Here is a 15,515-nt window from a genome sequence, read left to right on the forward strand (position 1 = left end):
ATTATTCTAATATATGTTCTAAACCTACTTTATAAATCATTTCAATGTGAAGGTCTGTGAGGGAATATCTGGCCATTTTTCCTTCTTTTTGATATTTTACCATATTGTTGGCACGTAATATTCTTAATTGATTTGAAACAGTAGTTTGGTTTAAATCAAGTGCTTCACAGATATCGCAAACACATAAATCTTCAATACACAGCAGGGAAATAATTTTTAATCTTGTCGGATTTCCAAATATTTTGAAAAATTCTGAAAGTTCTGTAAATTCAGCTTCATCGGGTATGCGCTCTTTTACACGACCTACAACATCTTCATGAGAGTCGAATATTTCACACATATCCTCATTTTTGTTTTCAAGATTATTATTTTCCATAGTCATCACATATATTATATATTTACATATTATGATATGATTATGTATTTAAATGTTTTCATATCATGATATTGTGATATGTTAAAATTTGTTTATTAAAAAATGGAAAAATAAATCACACAGTATATATATTAAACTCATGATAATGCTAAAAAAGCACGATATTTAGAAAATATTTATATGCTTTGAAATAATAAATTAAAAACATAATAAGTAATTTAAAATAAATTTTTAATACTTTTTATAAAAAAATATTTTTAAATTAAGGATAGGAGTAAATATGATAAGAAGAAAAAAACTGATTATAGCAATTTTACTTGTTATTCTTCTTGGACTTCTTGCTATGATTGCTGGAGCATTATTCTTAGGCGGTCCCGATTTGACTGCAGAAGATAAAAATATCTTAGTATTAGCTTCAGATAAGGAAGAACAGTCCCATGGATCGGTAGATATGGCATTTATGGTACACTTAGTAAACGGTTCACTTGACAATTATACTCCAGTATACCCTGGAGGAATGACACATCCAAGTGTAGCCTCACCAGTTACATCAGGAAACCTGCTTCTTCACGATTCATTGTGGAGCGGAACTGATCAGGGTATGGATTATGCTGCAGAGATTGTAGAGGCCAATACCGGAATGCATGCAGATGCAGTAGTAATTGTTTATTCTGATGGTGTTGATGCAGTAATCGATTCAATAAGGCCACTTTATGTTGACGGCCAAGTAAGTAATTTGTCCGCAACTGACATTGTACGTTCAAATGATGCTTACAATGGATATCCTGGAAGTGAAAACGTTCAAGGAAACATGTCCAGAGGAGATTCAGTAATGGTTTTAGTAAAAGCTCTTGTTAACGCTACTAAAGACCCTGAAAAGAAAAGTACTATGGTAAAAACTGCTCTTGATCAGTACACAAAAGGAAATATCCTCATGAAACCAAGCGGGTCATTTACAAAATTACTCGCAACTAAAGGATTCGAAAGCTTGGCGAGATGAAACATATATTAATCTTTAAAGAATTCATATTCTTTAAAGAACTTTTTTTATTCTATTTTAAAATTTAATTTAACATTAACAATTTGAGCCAACAGGCAAAACTTGTTTTTTAAAAGTTCTAGATATATATCCTGACTTAAATTTAGATTTGATTTTAAAAAACATCAACGTTAATGTAAAAACTCATTAATTAAATTAAAAGAAAATATTCATGTGTTGGTTTTATTCGCCGCAAAATAGTGCAAATTGAAAAACTGAAATAATATTGAAACAATATTAATCAACATCCTTTAAAGCTTCAACCATGTCCAAATCATTGATTTTATCTGAAAACAATAAGTTTACAAAAATGGATATTGAAAATGTTATTGCAGCAGTTAACAGAATATTTCCCCAAGTTAAAGAAGGAACATAATAAAGTGAATCACCAGCAGCATTCATCATTAATGTCATGAAATAAAATCCTAGAGGAATTCCAAAAATAAAACCTATTGAAGTGAAAACCAGATTCTGAGTCAATAATAATTTCCTTAAGAAACGTGTTTTAAAACCCAACACCTTTAATGTAGCAATTTCCCTTTCCATTTCTGTAAATGATAGAATTTCCAAATTATAAATAACAAGAACGGCCAAGATTCCTGCAACTATTGTCACTACATAAACCATCATCATTACAGATGTTGTCATCAAATCCCAGCTTTCCTTCATATCATCAATACTGGTGGCAGATTTAATGGAATCAAAGTTCTCTCCGAATTTTTCAGAAGTTAAAATATTTGTTGGAGTGAAATTCAAACCCTGATTATCCAAAGTATCCGGAGACATTATCAAACCTTGGGAGATAGGTTCTGCATGTATCTGACCTATTTTAGATGTAACCCAGTCATCACTTCCCACAATGTGCCATCTAATCTTATCTCCCTTAGCCAGATTAAATCTATCTGCAAGCTTTGTTGAAATGGATACATCACCCTCATCAATATCAATCGGATTTCTGTTGCTGTCCGTATATGATATCAAATCCGTGTTGTTCGATGCAAGTAATGTCACCGTGTCTTCAATGCCATTGGCTTTAATCTCAATTGACTGCTGCATTATAAAACTGCCGTTGGTTTCGTTTAAAACATAATAAAGTTCCATTGGATTTGCATCTCTGGCAATTTGGAGTTTAGATTCAAAATGACTAATGTCATCGTATTCCCATGATTTCAATTCATCCAAACTGTCATTCATACCAAAAGCAGCAATTAGAAGTGCAACACAACCCATAACTCCAATTATTGTCATGACTGCCCTGAATTTATTAACACTTGCATCCCTCCAATTCCACCGGATATTGAAATTTAAGTGCTTCCAAAGTCCTGACCTTTCAATGAAACTCTTTGAAGAAATGTTGGGAGCCTTTGGCCTCATTGCATTTGCTGGATTTTCCTTGGAAATCCTTCTGCATGAGAGATAAGTAACAAAAACTGACAGCACAACCAGCAATACAGCAATGTATACGAAACTCATATCAAAACCGGGATGCCATGAAGGCATGCTATAATTGACAGACATTGACGGATAAAACATTTTGGGAATAATCATAGGTCCTGTTATCAAACCGAGAATAGCTCCTGCCAAAACCGGGAAAAATGCATAGGACAAATAGTGCAGGATTATTCTTGAATCTTTAAAACCTACCGCTTTCAAAATGCCAATTTGTGTCCTTTGATGAGAAACTATTCTTGTCATAGTTGTAAGAAGTGTTAAAAAAGTTACCAAAATAAAAACAATCGGAAATACATCCCCTATCATCTTGTGCTGAGTCATTTCATCTCCAAATTTAGATACACTAAGATGGTCCTGCTGTTTAGTGAATGACAAATAATCAATAGAATCATCAAGTTTTTGGTTAAATTCTTTATCTGATAAATCATATTTAACCAGAAGAGTATTGTATTGCAAATCTTCAGGATATGCTTTGCTTGACAGGTATGCAAAACCCATCTGTGAAAAATCAGGAGTGAACGAACTTGGAGAAGTTTCATATACATATTCAGGAGAATAGCCTATTCCTTTAATCTCCTTTTTAATTTTCAAACCATCAAATTCAAATGTGAGGTTATCTCCAACATGAAGGTCCCTCTCATCTGCAAAACGTTTATCAAGCCATACTCCTGAATCATCAGAAGCATTAAAATCGTTACCTTCTGCGGTATAAAACTTCGAAATCGTTCCTTTCTCTACAAAATGCAGAGTAATATCGGGCTTTCCGTCCATTTCCGCCACTGACTGAACAACCCCCTGTCTGTCAGACTGGGTTGAAAATTCATTTATTTTGCCAACATCAACTGAATCAAAATCCGTATTGTAAATCCAGCCATCAGCCAGATTAGTTTGATCGTAATAATCATTGGAAGTTTGCACTAACCCATAATACTCTGAGTATATTCCGCTGTAAGCAAATATACCTATAAACGCCATTAGAAATATAGCAATAAACTGTGTTTTATTGATTTTTATATCCCTAAGCATTTTTCGAGAAAGTGACATAATATAATATTAGAACATATTTATATAAAAAACTGTTTAAAAATAATTTCTTTGATTGAAATATTGTGCAACATTTATTGAAGCAAATCTACAAACAACATCACTATAATTCAGATTAAATAAGTGAAATTTGATTAAAAATTCAATTCTATAGATACAATCAAATAATCAAAGAAAAACCACAGTAAAAACATAACCGGCTATATATATAAAAAGAATTACAATTGAAAAATAAAATGCCATTTAAGTTAATAATTGCAAATTAATCCATAAACAGAAGAACTCTAGCTCTCCCGCCATATTTCAGTTAAAGATTTACTTAACAAAAAAATCAAATTACCATTCCAAATCTGCAACCTGTTTAGGATTTTCATTAACGACAATACTTTCTATCTGGCCGTTCTTAATTCTTATAACCTTATCTGCCGCTTCTGCCAATATGGCATTGTGAGTTACAATAACGACTGTAGTTCCATTGTTGTTACTCATATCCTGAAGCAGAGTTAAAATTAATACACCTGTTTTTGAATCAAGTGCACCGGTTGGCTCATCACATAAAAGCATTGTAGGTTGTTTAGCAACTGCTCTTGCAATAGATACTCTTTGCTGTTCTCCACCGGACAACTGTGCAGGAAACTGATTAGCATGAGCTTTAAGCCCGACAGAATCTAAAACATTCAATCCGTTGATATCAACATCCACAATATCCTTCATAAGCTCCACATTTTCAAGAGCTGTAAGGTTTGGAATCAGATTATAAAACTGAAAGATAAAACCTACATTTTTAGCCCTATATGTTGTAAGCTCATCATCTGAAAACTTTTCCACATGACTGCCTTTTACAACAATTTCACCTGAAGTAACCGTATCAAGACCGCCCAATAAGTTTAAAAGTGTTGATTTACCGGCACCTGATGGTCCTAAAATTACAACAAATTCCCCTTCATCAATTGTGAAATTAACACAATCCATAGCTTTTAGAATATGTTCTCCAGATTTATAGACCTTATCCACGTTTTTAAATTCAATAATTGTACTCATAGGTATTGCCTTCCTATATCTATTTTGTAATTCATATTAATTAAATTATACTTTTGTTCATCTGAAAACATGATTCAAAGATTAATTTATAACCAAAAGATATTACTTTTCAAAAATACAGAATATCAAAACATTGCAAAAATTGAATAACATAACATTTTTCAAAATAAAATTTTGAAGAAATAACCCTAAAATCACTCACAAATAAGAAACATATAAAACATTTCAAAACTAAAAAGTATATTATAATAAAATAGTACAGGAAAAATGTAAATGTCATTTAAAAAAGATGAAATGTTAGTAATGCCGGCAGTGGACATAAAGAATGGAAAATGTGTCCAGCTTGTTCAAGGCGAACCTGGAAGTGAAATGGTTGAAATAGAAAATCCTGAACTTGTTGCAAGACACTGGGAAGATTTAGGAGCAAAAAACATACATGTTATTGACCTGGACGGTACAATAAACGGTGTTGCAAGCTTTGATATTATTAAAAAAATCTTGAATGAAGTTTCAGTTCCTATCCAACTTGGCGGAGGAATAAGAAGCACAGAATATGCTCGTCAGTTACTTGATTTGGATATCGAAAGACTGATAATCGGAACCATGGGTATCCAAAATCCAAAAACAATAACTGAACTTTCAGAAGAATACGGTTCAGAAAGGATAATGATTTCACTTGACAGCAAAGACAACAGAGTAGTTATTAAAGGATGGCAGGAAAAAATCGACAAATCACCGTCTGAAATCTCACAGGAATTTAAAGACCATGGAGCAGGAAGCATATTATTTACAAATGTGGATGTTGAAGGTCTTTTGGGCGGTTTTTACACAGAACCTGTAGAAGAGCTAAAAAAATCTGTAGATTTGCCTATTGTCTATTCAGGAGGAATCACCACAATAGACGATATTAAAAAATTAAATGAAAGTGGTGTGGAAGGAATTGTAATCGGTTCTGCACTTTATACTAATAAAATTGATTTGACTGAAGCTTTAAAATATCAGAAGAGGTAATTGAATGAAAATAATGGCGACCGGAACATTCGACATACTCCACCCGGGACATGGAGTTTACCTGGAAGAATCTAAAAAACTAGGTGGAGAAGATGCCGAGCTTTATGTTGTTGTAGCACGTGATGCTACTGTTGAGAGAAGAAAAAGAGTGCCAATAGTTGGAGAGGACCAACGTTTAGAATTAATCAAAATGCTAAAACCAGTAACTGACGCTTATTTGGGTGATGCAAACGGCGATGTTTTTAAAATCGTCCGTGAAATTGACCCGGACATTATCACTGTAGGAGCTGATCAAAACCACGATATTGGAAAACTGCAGACAGCCCTTGAAAAAAGAGGATTGAAAGCAAAAGCCGTACGCATTGAAAAATATCGTGACTGTGAACTTGACAGCAGCTGCAAAATTATCAGAAAAATAGAAAATACAGACTTTGAAGGAAAAATATTGGACCATTGTGAAGATTAAGGAGATTATGAAAATGTTTAAAGTAGCTATTATAGGAGCAAGTGGATACACTGGCGGTGAACTTTTAAGAATGCTTTTAAACCATCCTGAAGTTGAAATCACTGATATCACTTCAAGACAATATGATGGAACACCAGCACATAAAATTCACCCACATGTAAGAGATTCAGGACTTGTATTTACAAATAAAAGTCCTTCAGAACTTGATGTGGATGTTGCATTTACCGCAACACCACACGGCGCATCAATGAAAATCGTTCCTGAACTTTTAGATGCAGGCATGAAAGTAGTTGATTTAAGCGGAGACTACAGATACCGAGATACTGCAGTTTATGAAAAATGGTACGGTATGGAACACACTGACAGCAAAAACAAAGGAGCCTTTGGACTTCCTGAGCTGTACAGAGATGAAATTAAAAAAGCAGACCTTGTTGCAAATCCTGGCTGTTTCCCAACAGGAGCAATTTTATCCTCCTACCCTCTGGTTAAAAACAATTTGGTTGACAGAATTATTATCGATTCAAAAACAGGAGTCAGCGGAGCAGGAGTCAATCCGTCTGCAACCACACATTACCCTAATATTGCAGACAATGTAAACCCGTATAAGATTTCATCACACAGACACATGTCTGAAATTCAACAGGAACTACATGGATTTGAAGATGTTAAAGTATCATTCACACCTCATCTGGTGCCTGTAATCAGAGGAATACAAACAACAAGCCACAGCTTATTGAAAGATGAACATGCAGACATCACACCAGAAGAAATCAGAAAAATATATGAAAAAGAATATGGAGAAGAATTCTTTATTAAGCTTATGGATGAAGGAGAAATCCCACACTTAAGTTCAGTTAGAGGATCAAACTTTGTACACATCGGAGGATTCGAAATTGATGAAACCGGAAGACTCATAATGCTTTCAGTAATTGACAACCTTGTAAAAGGAGCATCAGGTCAGGCCATACAAAATATGAACATTATCCTCGGAATTGATGAAACATTAGGTTTAACACATTTCGGTCTTCATCCTTAAATAAGAGGAGATAAGATGAAAACACTAATAATCTATTATTCACAGGGCGGAAAAACAGATTTAGTGGCAAGAACCTTGGCTAAAAAATTACATGCAGATATACTTAGAGTTCATGATTTGAAAAATCGTGAAGGATTTAAAAACAAACTATTTGCTTCAATTAATGCATTTAGAGAAACAAAAACAGACATAGCCCCTGCAAGTGTTGATTTGACCCCATACAGTACAATCTATTTTGGAACACCAACATGGGCGGGAAATCCAACACCTGCAATCCTTACAATCATTGACAGATGCAACCTGAGAGGAAAAGATGTGATACTCTTTGCTACAATGGATGCCAATCGTGGCGACACCAACATCAAAAGACTTGAAGAGAAAGTTAAAATGCGTGGAGCCAGAGTTATTGAAAGCTTTACCATTGCTACTAAAGACAAAGACCCGGATAAACTGGCTTTGGATACAGAAACAATTATAGAAATGAAAGATTTAAAAATGTATAAAAGGTAGATTGAATGGCTAAAGACAAATCCGAATTAAAAATTAAAGCTATTGAAAATGGTACAGTTATTGACCATATCACTGCAAACAAATCATTACATATCCTTAAGATTCTAGGTCTTCCTGATGATGACGTTGTAAATGTTACCATTGCTATGAATGTTTCTTCAGGCGAAATCGGTAGAAAGGATATTTTAAAAATTGAAAGCAGAGAGCTTGACCATAAAGAATTAAATCAAGTTGCTTTAATTGCACCTAAAGCTACAATTAACATTATTAGAGATTATGAACCTGTCAAAAAGGATAAAATTAGGCTTCCTGATACAATCACATCTATTCTTAAATGCACAAACCCAAAATGCATTACAAACTATGAAAATGAGCCTATAACCCCTATATTTAATGTTATTGAAAAAAATCCTCCAGTTGTAAGGTGCCATTACTGTGAAAAATTAATAAAAACAGAAGATATCGATAAACAATTCGAATAATCTTCTTCTATTTTTTTAATAAGTAATCAGCCAGTCTTTTTGACAATGCCAGTATTGTTAAAATAGGAGGCTTTCCAGGAGATACCGGAAGAACACTCGCATCACAGACAAAGAGGTTAGGAATTTCAGTTTCAAGATTGCTGTCTACAACATTACCAATCTTTGCAGTTCCGCCGGGATGTGCTCCTCTGTAGTGTGTTGAACGTATTGTTTTTGGATCAACGCCCATTTTTTCCAAAATAAAACCAGCAGTCGCCACACCTTCAGCCAAATACCTGATATCTTCAATAGTATTGACTTTCTGAACAAAGCCATCACTGTGAACATATCCTTTTGCTTCATCCGGAGTTTTTACCATTATTGAAAATATATCCTTGTCTTCAACATCATCATCAAAAGTAAATGTTGAGAAATGAGGAGATAAAACAAAGTGTTCACCTTTTACAAGACCAGCCATCTGAACCTCACTGTTAAAGTTAACATCCTTCAAATATCCTCCAACAGTTACAAATGGATCAAAGAACAATTCACGGCCAATACCTGTCAATCCCATATTTTTCAAAATTACAGGAGTATTGATAGCACCGGCACACAATATAATTTTATCAGTTTTAATTAAATTCTCTTCATGATCCTTAACATATTTAACACCACAGGCTTCCATATTACAAAGGATAATGTCAGTCACTTCAGCATCACAAATCAAAGTTGCACCAGCTTCAACCGCTTCATCTACAAAATCCTTTGCAGTCCATTTGGCATTAACCGGACATCCAAAAGCGCATTTACCGCACTGTATGCAGTCTTCCTCACGAATTGCCTTTGGCATTTTCTGCACATCAAGGCCCAAATCACGGGCAGCATCTAAAAATAGCTGGGTTCCCTGACCTATATGAGAATCATCCAATTCATGAACTCCTACTAACTCTTCAACATATTTATATTCTTCAGTTAAATCAATACCATACTCATGAAATTCTTCATCAAGAGCCCTTACCATATTGGCCATTGATACAATTGTAGAGCCTGCAATACATGTTGTTGATAGTAAATCAATTCCATGCCCATATTTATCATAACACTCAAATGCATCCTTAGGTTCTATGTAAGGACCTTTTTCTAACATGACCACTTCTTGACCGTTTTTGGCGAGTTCACGGGCTAAAATCCCACCACCAGCACCAGTCCCAATAATGACAATCATAGTCTCACCCAATAAATAACTACTATTATATATAACAATCCATATATAAAAAAGTTTATTATAATATTGGAAACAAATATATATTAGATTAAAAATATTTGAGGGATAAAAATGGAAGAAAATATTTCTTTATTTGAAAAAGTTATTGAAAAAACAACCCCCAAAGTAGATTACATTGACATCCGTTGTGGAATCGGTGAAAACACATCAATATTAATGAAAGATGGAAATGTAGATGAAATTAACACTGGAATGAGTTTAGGTGCAAGAATTAGAGTGTTAAATAACGGAGCATGGGGTTTTGCATACACAACAGACTTATCAAAAATTAACGAAATCACTGAAACTGCAATCAAATTATCCAACTCCCTTAAAGGAGATGTCAAACTAAGTGAAAGTGAAGTAATTAAAGACAATATTGCAGTTGACGTTAAGATACCTTTCAAAGACATTCCCATTGATGAGAAAAAAGACTTAATGAAAGATGCAAGCGATGCTGCTGCAATCGATAAAGTCAACAGTACAACTGCAAGCTACACTGACAGCGAAGTAAATGAGCTGTTTATGAATAGTGAAGGTTCTGAAATTCAAGTAAAAACATCAAGAGTCAGAATGGCATTGAATGCATCTGCAACAGATGGAGAAATTATCCAATTTGGTCATGGAAGTCTTGGAGGAGTGAAAGGCTTTGAAGCAATCAGCGAACAAGATATTGAAGAATTTGGAAGAAACATCGGGGAAAAAGCAGTCAGATTGCTTGACGCCGAACCTGCACCATCAGGACAATTTCCGGTAATAGCAGACCCCGAACTGACAGGCGTTTTAATCCATGAAGCATTAGGTCATGCTGTTGAAGGAGATTTGATTCTGCAGAACGATTCCATCCTTAAAGGAAAACTCGGAGAGCAAATCGCTTCAGATATTGTCAATATCTTTGATGATGCCAGTCTAAAGGAAGGTTTTGGATATTATCCCTACGATGTAGAGGGAATTAAAACAAAACCAAATCAGCTGGTTAAAGACGGAAAACTGATATCTCTTTTAAATTCAAGAGAAACATCATCACAGTTAGGCATGAAATCTTCTGGAAATGCAAGGTCAATTATTTCTGAAAAACCAATAGTCAGAATGAGCAATACCTACCTTCAGCCAGGTGACAATAGCTTTGAGGAACTGCTTGAAGATATTCCTAACGGAATTTATCTGAAAGGTTCCAGAGGAGGACAAGTCGATACAGGAAAAGGAATTTTCCAGTTCAATGCAGCCGAAGGATATCTGATTGAAAACGGTCAGCTGACCACTCCTGTAAGAGATGTTTCATTATCAGGAAATATACTTGAAACTTTAAAAAATATTGATGCAATTGGAAATGACTTTAAATTGAGTGTCGGATTTTGTGGAAAAGATGGTCAGATAGCCCCAGTAGGTGATGGAGGACCACATACAAGAATATTAAATGCATTAGTTGGAGGAATGGGATAATGATAACTGATAGAGCCGGACAATATTTGGTAGATTTAGCTAAAGAAGCTATTGGACATTTTATAGAAACTGGAGAAAAATTAGAAATACCTGAAGATTACCCAATTGAATTAGATGAAAAATTAGGAGTTTTCGTTACATTAAACAAGAATAATACATTGAGAGGATGCATAGGATATGCAGAACCAATTGAACCTGCAATAAAAGCAACAATCGATGTGGCCATTGCAGCCGCTTTCAACGATCCAAGATTCAGTGCAGTAACCAAAGACGAATTTCAAATTCTTGACTTTGAAGTGACCGTTCTAACCCCTCCTGAATTAATTGAAGTTGCCGCTCCCGAACAGTACTTTGATGAAATAGTTATCGGTGAAGACGGTTTAATCATCCAAAAAGGCTATTCAAGAGGACTTCTGCTTCCGCAAGTTGCAACAGAACATGCATTTACTGTGGAAGAGTTTTTAGAAAACACCTGTATGAAAGCTGGAATCAGTGCAGATAGCTGGATGGATGAAAGCTGTGACGTCTATAAATTCCAAGGACAAATTTTTAAATAGTGATTAAAATGATGATACCGACAATACCTACGACTAAAGAACTTTTAGACAAAGGGTTCAGCCGAGGAAAAAAACAAGCAGACCTAGTGAGAAGTCAAAAAATACCTAAACATTTAAAGGGAAAAAGGATTGAAGAGAGAAGAGTAGTCACTTCCTGCCAGGTCATCAAAGACAAATTGAAATCAATACTTGATGCAGTTCCCGAAATTGAAAGTTTACACCCATTTTATCAGGATTACATTGACATTACCGTCGGAGTAGATGATATGAAACAGGCTCTTGGAGGGCTTAACTGGGCTTATGGGATTATAACCCAACTTGAAAAGGAGTACGGTGCAAAAATTAGGAAAAATCCGTCTGAAAATGCAACAGCAATTCAAAAACAGGCTTATGGAAGAATTGCATCTGTTGTAGATAAGATTAAAAAGGATTTGGACTTTCTCGATTTTGCAAAACAAAACCTGAGAAACATGCCTACAATCGATTTTGACGCAACCACAATCGTAATAGCAGGTTTTCCGAATGTTGGAAAATCCACACTTTTAAAACAGATTACCGGAGCTGATCCTCAAGTGGCGAATTATCCTTTTACAACAAAGGGAATTCAAATCGGACATACTGAAAGGCATTGGAAACATATCCAGATTATTGACACTCCAGGACTTTTAGACAGACCTGTTTTGGAGATGAACGATATTGAAATGAATGCAATTGTAGCACTTGAGCATTTGGCTGATGCAATTTTATTTATTTTTGATGCATCTGAAACATGCGGATTCCACCTGGAAAATCAGTATAATCTCCTAAAGCAAATAGAAAAGATTTTTGCCGAAATTCCAGTATTCTATTTATTCAATAAAATGGATCTTGTTAAAGACAAAGAATACCTCAACGAATACATTGACGATGAAGAGAGGTCAATATTCATATCCGCAATTGAAGGAGAAGGTATTGATTTAATTAACAAAAAAATTGATACCATTAAAAAAATAGACCGCAACTTTGAAGTTAACGGTGAAGAAGAAGATGATGATGAGTATTACTAATATCCATTAGTAATCAACTCATTCATACTAATTTTTAAAAATTATAGGAAAAATTTGAAAGAACTATTTGTAATCATATGTTATTTCATTGTTTTCCCAAGTGGTTAACTTATAACCATCCTTTTGATATTCAATATTCTCTACAGGCACCAGAGGTATTTTACCGTACCCTCCCGGTGAATTGAATACATATGTCGGCTTGCACATACCGCTTGTTCTGCCTTCAAGATGCTTCATAATCTCCAAACCTTTGGAGATATCAACCTGAAAGTGCTTAGTGCTTTTAACATCTTTCGGATGGAACAGATAATATGATATAACGCGATACTTCTGAAGCTCTTCATTGGTTTTTTGTATGCAGTACTTGTCATCATTGACGTTATGAAGAAGCACCATCTGATTTCTGATGAGCACTCCATGGTCAACAAGCATATCGATTGCTTTTACAGCCTCCGGAGTAATTTCAGATGCGTGGTTGAATTGGGTTGAAACCTGCACCTTGTATTTTCTAAGAAGAACTGCAAGCTCTTCATCGATTCTGAATGGTAGAGTTACAATTACCCTTGTACCTATTCTTATTACATCAACATGATTTATCTTGGATAATCTAGAAAATATATATTCCAACCTATCATTAGACAGAAGCAGAGCGTCTCCTCCTGTAACCAATACTTCCCTTATAGTCGGATGATTTTCAATAAATTCAATTGATTCATCAAGATCTTCTTTAGAAGAATTTTTATCGAAATTGCCAAATAATCTGCGTCGCTGGCAGTGCCGGCAATACATAGGACAAGCATTGGTAACATTAATAATCAATTTATTAGGATATCTTCTTGTAATTTTTCCTGAGGGATTTGACTGTTCCTCATTCATAGGATCCAAGTGTCCGTCCTCATCCAGTTCCCTGATATCTGGAATGGACTGTAATTTTATCGGACAATTTGGATTGTTAAAATCAATCAATGAAAAATAATATGGAGTGATTGCAAACCTGTGCTCTTCACTGACCCTTTTTATATTTTCATATTCTTCATCAGTTAGATTTACATACTTGGAAATTTCATCAACATCACTGATACGATTTTTTAATTGCCATTTATAATCATTCCAGTCTTCTTCAGTTGCATTCAATTCCTTTAGTATTTTATTTTTAGTATTGGAATATAATTTTTTAGAAAAATCACTAAAGCCTAATCTGACTTTTGATTTATGTTCCATATCTCCCAAAGCTATTTTATCAAGCTCATTGGAACGAATTAATGACTTTTCTCTATTGATATCTATAATACCATACCTCATTTAATATAATTTTCCATAAGTTATTAGTTTATTTATAATTTGTTTTATAAATAAATATCTTTTTTTAAAGGAAAATGCATTACAATTTTATGAACAAAGTTTTTTAAATAGAAGATATAAATTATTAAAGTAATTGAATAATAAAAACAGGAGATAATTAAAAATGAAAATTACAGTTGCGGGGGTGGGATATGTAGGTCTTTCCCTTGCAGTTTTACTCGCTCAAAAACATGATGTTACTGCAATTACAACAACAGAATCAAAAGCTGAAATGCTGAATCAGTTTATAAGTCCCATTCAGGATGATGAGATAGAAAGATTTTTTACAGAGGTCCGTGAAGGTGAAAGGAAACTTAATCTTTATACAACCACAGATAAGGAAGCCGCTTACAAAAGTGCTGACCTTGTCATTATAGCTACACCTACAAATTATGATGATGTCAATCATTTCTTTGATACCTCAGCTGTTGAGGATGCAATAGAATGGACCTTAAAAGTCAATCCTAACGTATTGATGGTTATTAAATCAACAATTCCTGTCGGATATACCGAGTCTGTACGTGAAAAGTACGGCGTTGAAAACATTATATTCTCACCAGAGTTCCTTCGTGAATCAAAGGCTCTTTATGATAACCTCCACCCAAGCAGAATAGTTGTAGGATGCGATGATAATCAAAAAGATGAAGGGCAAATGTTTGCAGATTTACTTCTGGAAGGTGCAAGAGAAGAAGAAAAAAGATCAGGCTGGCCAGAACAGGACATTCCAATACTATTGGCACATTTGACAGAGGCCGAAGCAATCAAACTTTTTGCAAACACCTACCTTGCAGTAAGGGTGAGTTACTTCAACGAACTTGATACATATGCACAGACCAAAGGCCTTGACACACAAATGATTATCGACGGAGTATGTATGGACCCTCGTATTGGAGGACACTACAATAACCCTTCATTCGGTTACGGAGGATACTGCCTGCCAAAAGATACAAAACAGCTATTGGCAAACTATAAAGATGTTCCGCAGACCATGATAAAAGCAGTTGTCGATTCAAATGCTGTTAGAAAAGAGTTCATAGCAAACCAGATTATTTCAAGAAATCCGAAAACTGTAGGTGTTTACAGACTTACCATGAAAAGTAACAGTGACAATTTCCGTGCATCAGCAATACAGGGCGTCATGAAAAGGATAAAAGCGGAAGGAATTCCAATAATTATATATGAACCTACATTAGAGGATGGAAGTGAATTCTTCAAATCCGAAGTGGTAAATGACATTGATCGTTTTAAAGCTGAAAGTGACGTTATTTTAGCAAACCGCTATGATTTAGACCTTCTTGGAGATGTTGTGGATAAGGTATACACAAGAGACCTCTTCAGAAGAGACTGATTGAATGTGAAAATGTGCTTTAAATTGAGCACATCTTTTTTTATTATTTTTTGCAATGTTCATTTTACATCAATACCTCT

General features: G+C 34.6%; 15 protein-coding genes. 10 read left to right on the forward strand and 5 right to left on the reverse strand.

The features are described 5' to 3' along the window. Position 1 precedes the first annotated feature (1 nt). Complete coding sequence (locus QZU75_RS00370; protein WP_296880965.1) at positions 2 to 376, reverse strand: helix-turn-helix transcriptional regulator; 375 nt, start codon at positions 374 to 376, stop codon at positions 2 to 4. 280 nt (positions 377 to 656) lie between these two features. On the opposite strand from QZU75_RS00370, the gene QZU75_RS00375 reads away from it, so the two are divergent. After that, complete coding sequence (locus tag QZU75_RS00375; RefSeq protein ID WP_296880966.1) at positions 657 to 1,376, forward strand: DUF4012 domain-containing protein; 720 nt, start codon at positions 657 to 659, stop codon at positions 1,374 to 1,376. 276 nt (positions 1,377 to 1,652) lie between these two features. Here QZU75_RS00375 and QZU75_RS00380 read toward each other — a convergent pair whose 3' ends face one another. Together QZU75_RS00380 and QZU75_RS00385 are read right to left on the reverse strand one after the other, a co-directional pair. Then, complete coding sequence (locus QZU75_RS00380; protein ID WP_296880967.1) at positions 1,653 to 3,911, reverse strand: ABC transporter permease; 2,259 nt, start codon at positions 3,909 to 3,911, stop codon at positions 1,653 to 1,655. 336 nt (positions 3,912 to 4,247) lie between these two features. Then, the gene (locus QZU75_RS00385) at positions 4,248 to 4,952 is read right to left on the reverse strand and encodes an ABC transporter ATP-binding protein (protein WP_296880968.1); all 705 of its coding nucleotides are present in this window, start codon (positions 4,950 to 4,952) and stop codon (positions 4,248 to 4,250) included. A gap of 273 nt (positions 4,953 to 5,225) precedes the next feature. On the opposite strand from QZU75_RS00385, the gene hisA reads away from it, so the two are divergent. From hisA to pyrI, 5 genes are read left to right on the forward strand one after another with little or no spacing between them, the layout of a single operon-like run. Beyond that, entirely contained in the window at positions 5,226 to 5,963 is a 738-nt protein-coding gene (gene hisA / locus QZU75_RS00390; RefSeq protein ID WP_296880969.1) for a 1-(5-phosphoribosyl)-5-[(5-phosphoribosylamino)methylideneamino]imidazole-4-carboxamide isomerase, read from the forward strand. Positions 5,964 to 5,967: 4 nt separating this feature from the next. Further along, positions 5,968 to 6,429: an FAD synthase gene (locus QZU75_RS00395; RefSeq protein ID WP_296880970.1), complete on the forward strand. Its 462-nt coding sequence runs from the start codon at positions 5,968 to 5,970 to the stop codon at positions 6,427 to 6,429. 13 nt (positions 6,430 to 6,442) lie between these two features. After that, complete coding sequence (gene argC / locus QZU75_RS00400; RefSeq protein ID WP_296880971.1) at positions 6,443 to 7,465, forward strand: N-acetyl-gamma-glutamyl-phosphate reductase; 1,023 nt, start codon at positions 6,443 to 6,445, stop codon at positions 7,463 to 7,465. Between the two features lie 15 nt (positions 7,466 to 7,480). Continuing rightward, complete coding sequence (locus tag QZU75_RS00405) at positions 7,481 to 7,975, forward strand: flavodoxin (RefSeq protein WP_296880972.1); 495 nt, start codon at positions 7,481 to 7,483, stop codon at positions 7,973 to 7,975. 5 nt (positions 7,976 to 7,980) lie between these two features. After that, positions 7,981 to 8,457, forward strand: a complete 477-nt coding sequence (gene pyrI, locus QZU75_RS00410; protein WP_296880973.1) for an aspartate carbamoyltransferase regulatory subunit — start codon at positions 7,981 to 7,983, stop codon at positions 8,455 to 8,457. A gap of 7 nt (positions 8,458 to 8,464) precedes the next feature. Here pyrI and QZU75_RS00415 read toward each other — a convergent pair whose 3' ends face one another. After that, a complete protein-coding gene (locus tag QZU75_RS00415) occupies positions 8,465 to 9,661 on the reverse strand; it encodes an FAD-dependent oxidoreductase (RefSeq protein ID WP_296880974.1) in 1,197 nt (398 codons plus the stop codon). A gap of 111 nt (positions 9,662 to 9,772) precedes the next feature. Between QZU75_RS00415 and QZU75_RS00420 the strand changes: the two genes are divergently transcribed. Genes QZU75_RS00420 through QZU75_RS00430 form a run of 3 tightly spaced genes read left to right on the forward strand, consistent with a single transcriptional unit; the run spans position 9,773 to position 12,746 of the window. Continuing rightward, the gene (locus tag QZU75_RS00420) at positions 9,773 to 11,143 is read left to right on the forward strand and encodes a TldD/PmbA family protein (protein ID WP_296880975.1); all 1,371 of its coding nucleotides are present in this window, start codon (positions 9,773 to 9,775) and stop codon (positions 11,141 to 11,143) included. Continuing rightward, positions 11,143 to 11,700: a TIGR00296 family protein gene (locus QZU75_RS00425; RefSeq protein ID WP_296880976.1), complete on the forward strand. Its 558-nt coding sequence runs from the start codon at positions 11,143 to 11,145 to the stop codon at positions 11,698 to 11,700. Before QZU75_RS00420 ends, QZU75_RS00425 begins: the two co-directional genes overlap by 1 nt. Before the next feature lie 8 nt (positions 11,701 to 11,708). Continuing rightward, positions 11,709 to 12,746, forward strand: a complete 1,038-nt coding sequence (locus tag QZU75_RS00430) for an NOG1 family protein (protein ID WP_296880977.1) — start codon at positions 11,709 to 11,711, stop codon at positions 12,744 to 12,746. Positions 12,747 to 12,809: 63 nt separating this feature from the next. Here the strand turns inward: QZU75_RS00430 and QZU75_RS00435 are convergent, their stop codons facing one another. Continuing rightward, positions 12,810 to 14,048 carry a KamA family radical SAM protein gene (locus QZU75_RS00435; protein WP_296880978.1) on the reverse strand — a complete coding sequence of 413 codons (1,239 nt, stop codon included), beginning with the start codon at positions 14,046 to 14,048 and terminating at the stop codon, positions 12,810 to 12,812. Between the two features lie 163 nt (positions 14,049 to 14,211). Here QZU75_RS00435 and QZU75_RS00440 point away from each other — a divergent pair, with 163 nt between their 5' ends. After that, complete coding sequence (locus QZU75_RS00440) at positions 14,212 to 15,435, forward strand: nucleotide sugar dehydrogenase (RefSeq protein ID WP_296880979.1); 1,224 nt, start codon at positions 14,212 to 14,214, stop codon at positions 15,433 to 15,435. Positions 15,436 to 15,515 lie beyond the last annotated feature (80 nt).

It is taken from the genome of uncultured Methanobrevibacter sp., from assembly GCF_902764455.1.
GTDB lineage: Archaea > Methanobacteriota > Methanobacteria > Methanobacteriales > Methanobacteriaceae > Methanocatella.

Excerpts from the sequence above, each read along its gene's own strand:
- QZU75_RS00370 (WP_296880965.1), bottom strand. The coding sequence starts at position 376 with ATGGAAAATAATAATCTTGAAAACAAAAATGAGGATATGTGTGAAATA.
- QZU75_RS00375 (WP_296880966.1), top strand. The coding sequence starts at position 657 with ATGATAAGAAGAAAAAAACTGATTATAGCAATTTTACTTGTTATTCTT.
- QZU75_RS00380 (WP_296880967.1), bottom strand. The coding sequence starts at position 3,911 with ATGTCACTTTCTCGAAAAATGCTTAGGGATATAAAAATCAATAAAACA.
- QZU75_RS00385 (WP_296880968.1), bottom strand. The coding sequence starts at position 4,952 with ATGAGTACAATTATTGAATTTAAAAACGTGGATAAGGTCTATAAATCT.
- hisA (WP_296880969.1), top strand. The coding sequence starts at position 5,226 with ATGTCATTTAAAAAAGATGAAATGTTAGTAATGCCGGCAGTGGACATA.
- QZU75_RS00395 (WP_296880970.1), top strand. The coding sequence starts at position 5,968 with ATGAAAATAATGGCGACCGGAACATTCGACATACTCCACCCGGGACAT.
- argC (WP_296880971.1), top strand. The coding sequence starts at position 6,443 with ATGTTTAAAGTAGCTATTATAGGAGCAAGTGGATACACTGGCGGTGAA.
- QZU75_RS00405 (WP_296880972.1), top strand. The coding sequence starts at position 7,481 with ATGAAAACACTAATAATCTATTATTCACAGGGCGGAAAAACAGATTTA.
- pyrI (WP_296880973.1), top strand. The coding sequence starts at position 7,981 with ATGGCTAAAGACAAATCCGAATTAAAAATTAAAGCTATTGAAAATGGT.
- QZU75_RS00415 (WP_296880974.1), bottom strand. The coding sequence starts at position 9,661 with ATGATTGTCATTATTGGGACTGGTGCTGGTGGTGGGATTTTAGCCCGT.
- QZU75_RS00420 (WP_296880975.1), top strand. The coding sequence starts at position 9,773 with ATGGAAGAAAATATTTCTTTATTTGAAAAAGTTATTGAAAAAACAACC.
- QZU75_RS00425 (WP_296880976.1), top strand. The coding sequence starts at position 11,143 with ATGATAACTGATAGAGCCGGACAATATTTGGTAGATTTAGCTAAAGAA.
- QZU75_RS00430 (WP_296880977.1), top strand. The coding sequence starts at position 11,709 with ATGATGATACCGACAATACCTACGACTAAAGAACTTTTAGACAAAGGG.
- QZU75_RS00435 (WP_296880978.1), bottom strand. The coding sequence starts at position 14,048 with ATGAGGTATGGTATTATAGATATCAATAGAGAAAAGTCATTAATTCGT.
- QZU75_RS00440 (WP_296880979.1), top strand. The coding sequence starts at position 14,212 with ATGAAAATTACAGTTGCGGGGGTGGGATATGTAGGTCTTTCCCTTGCA.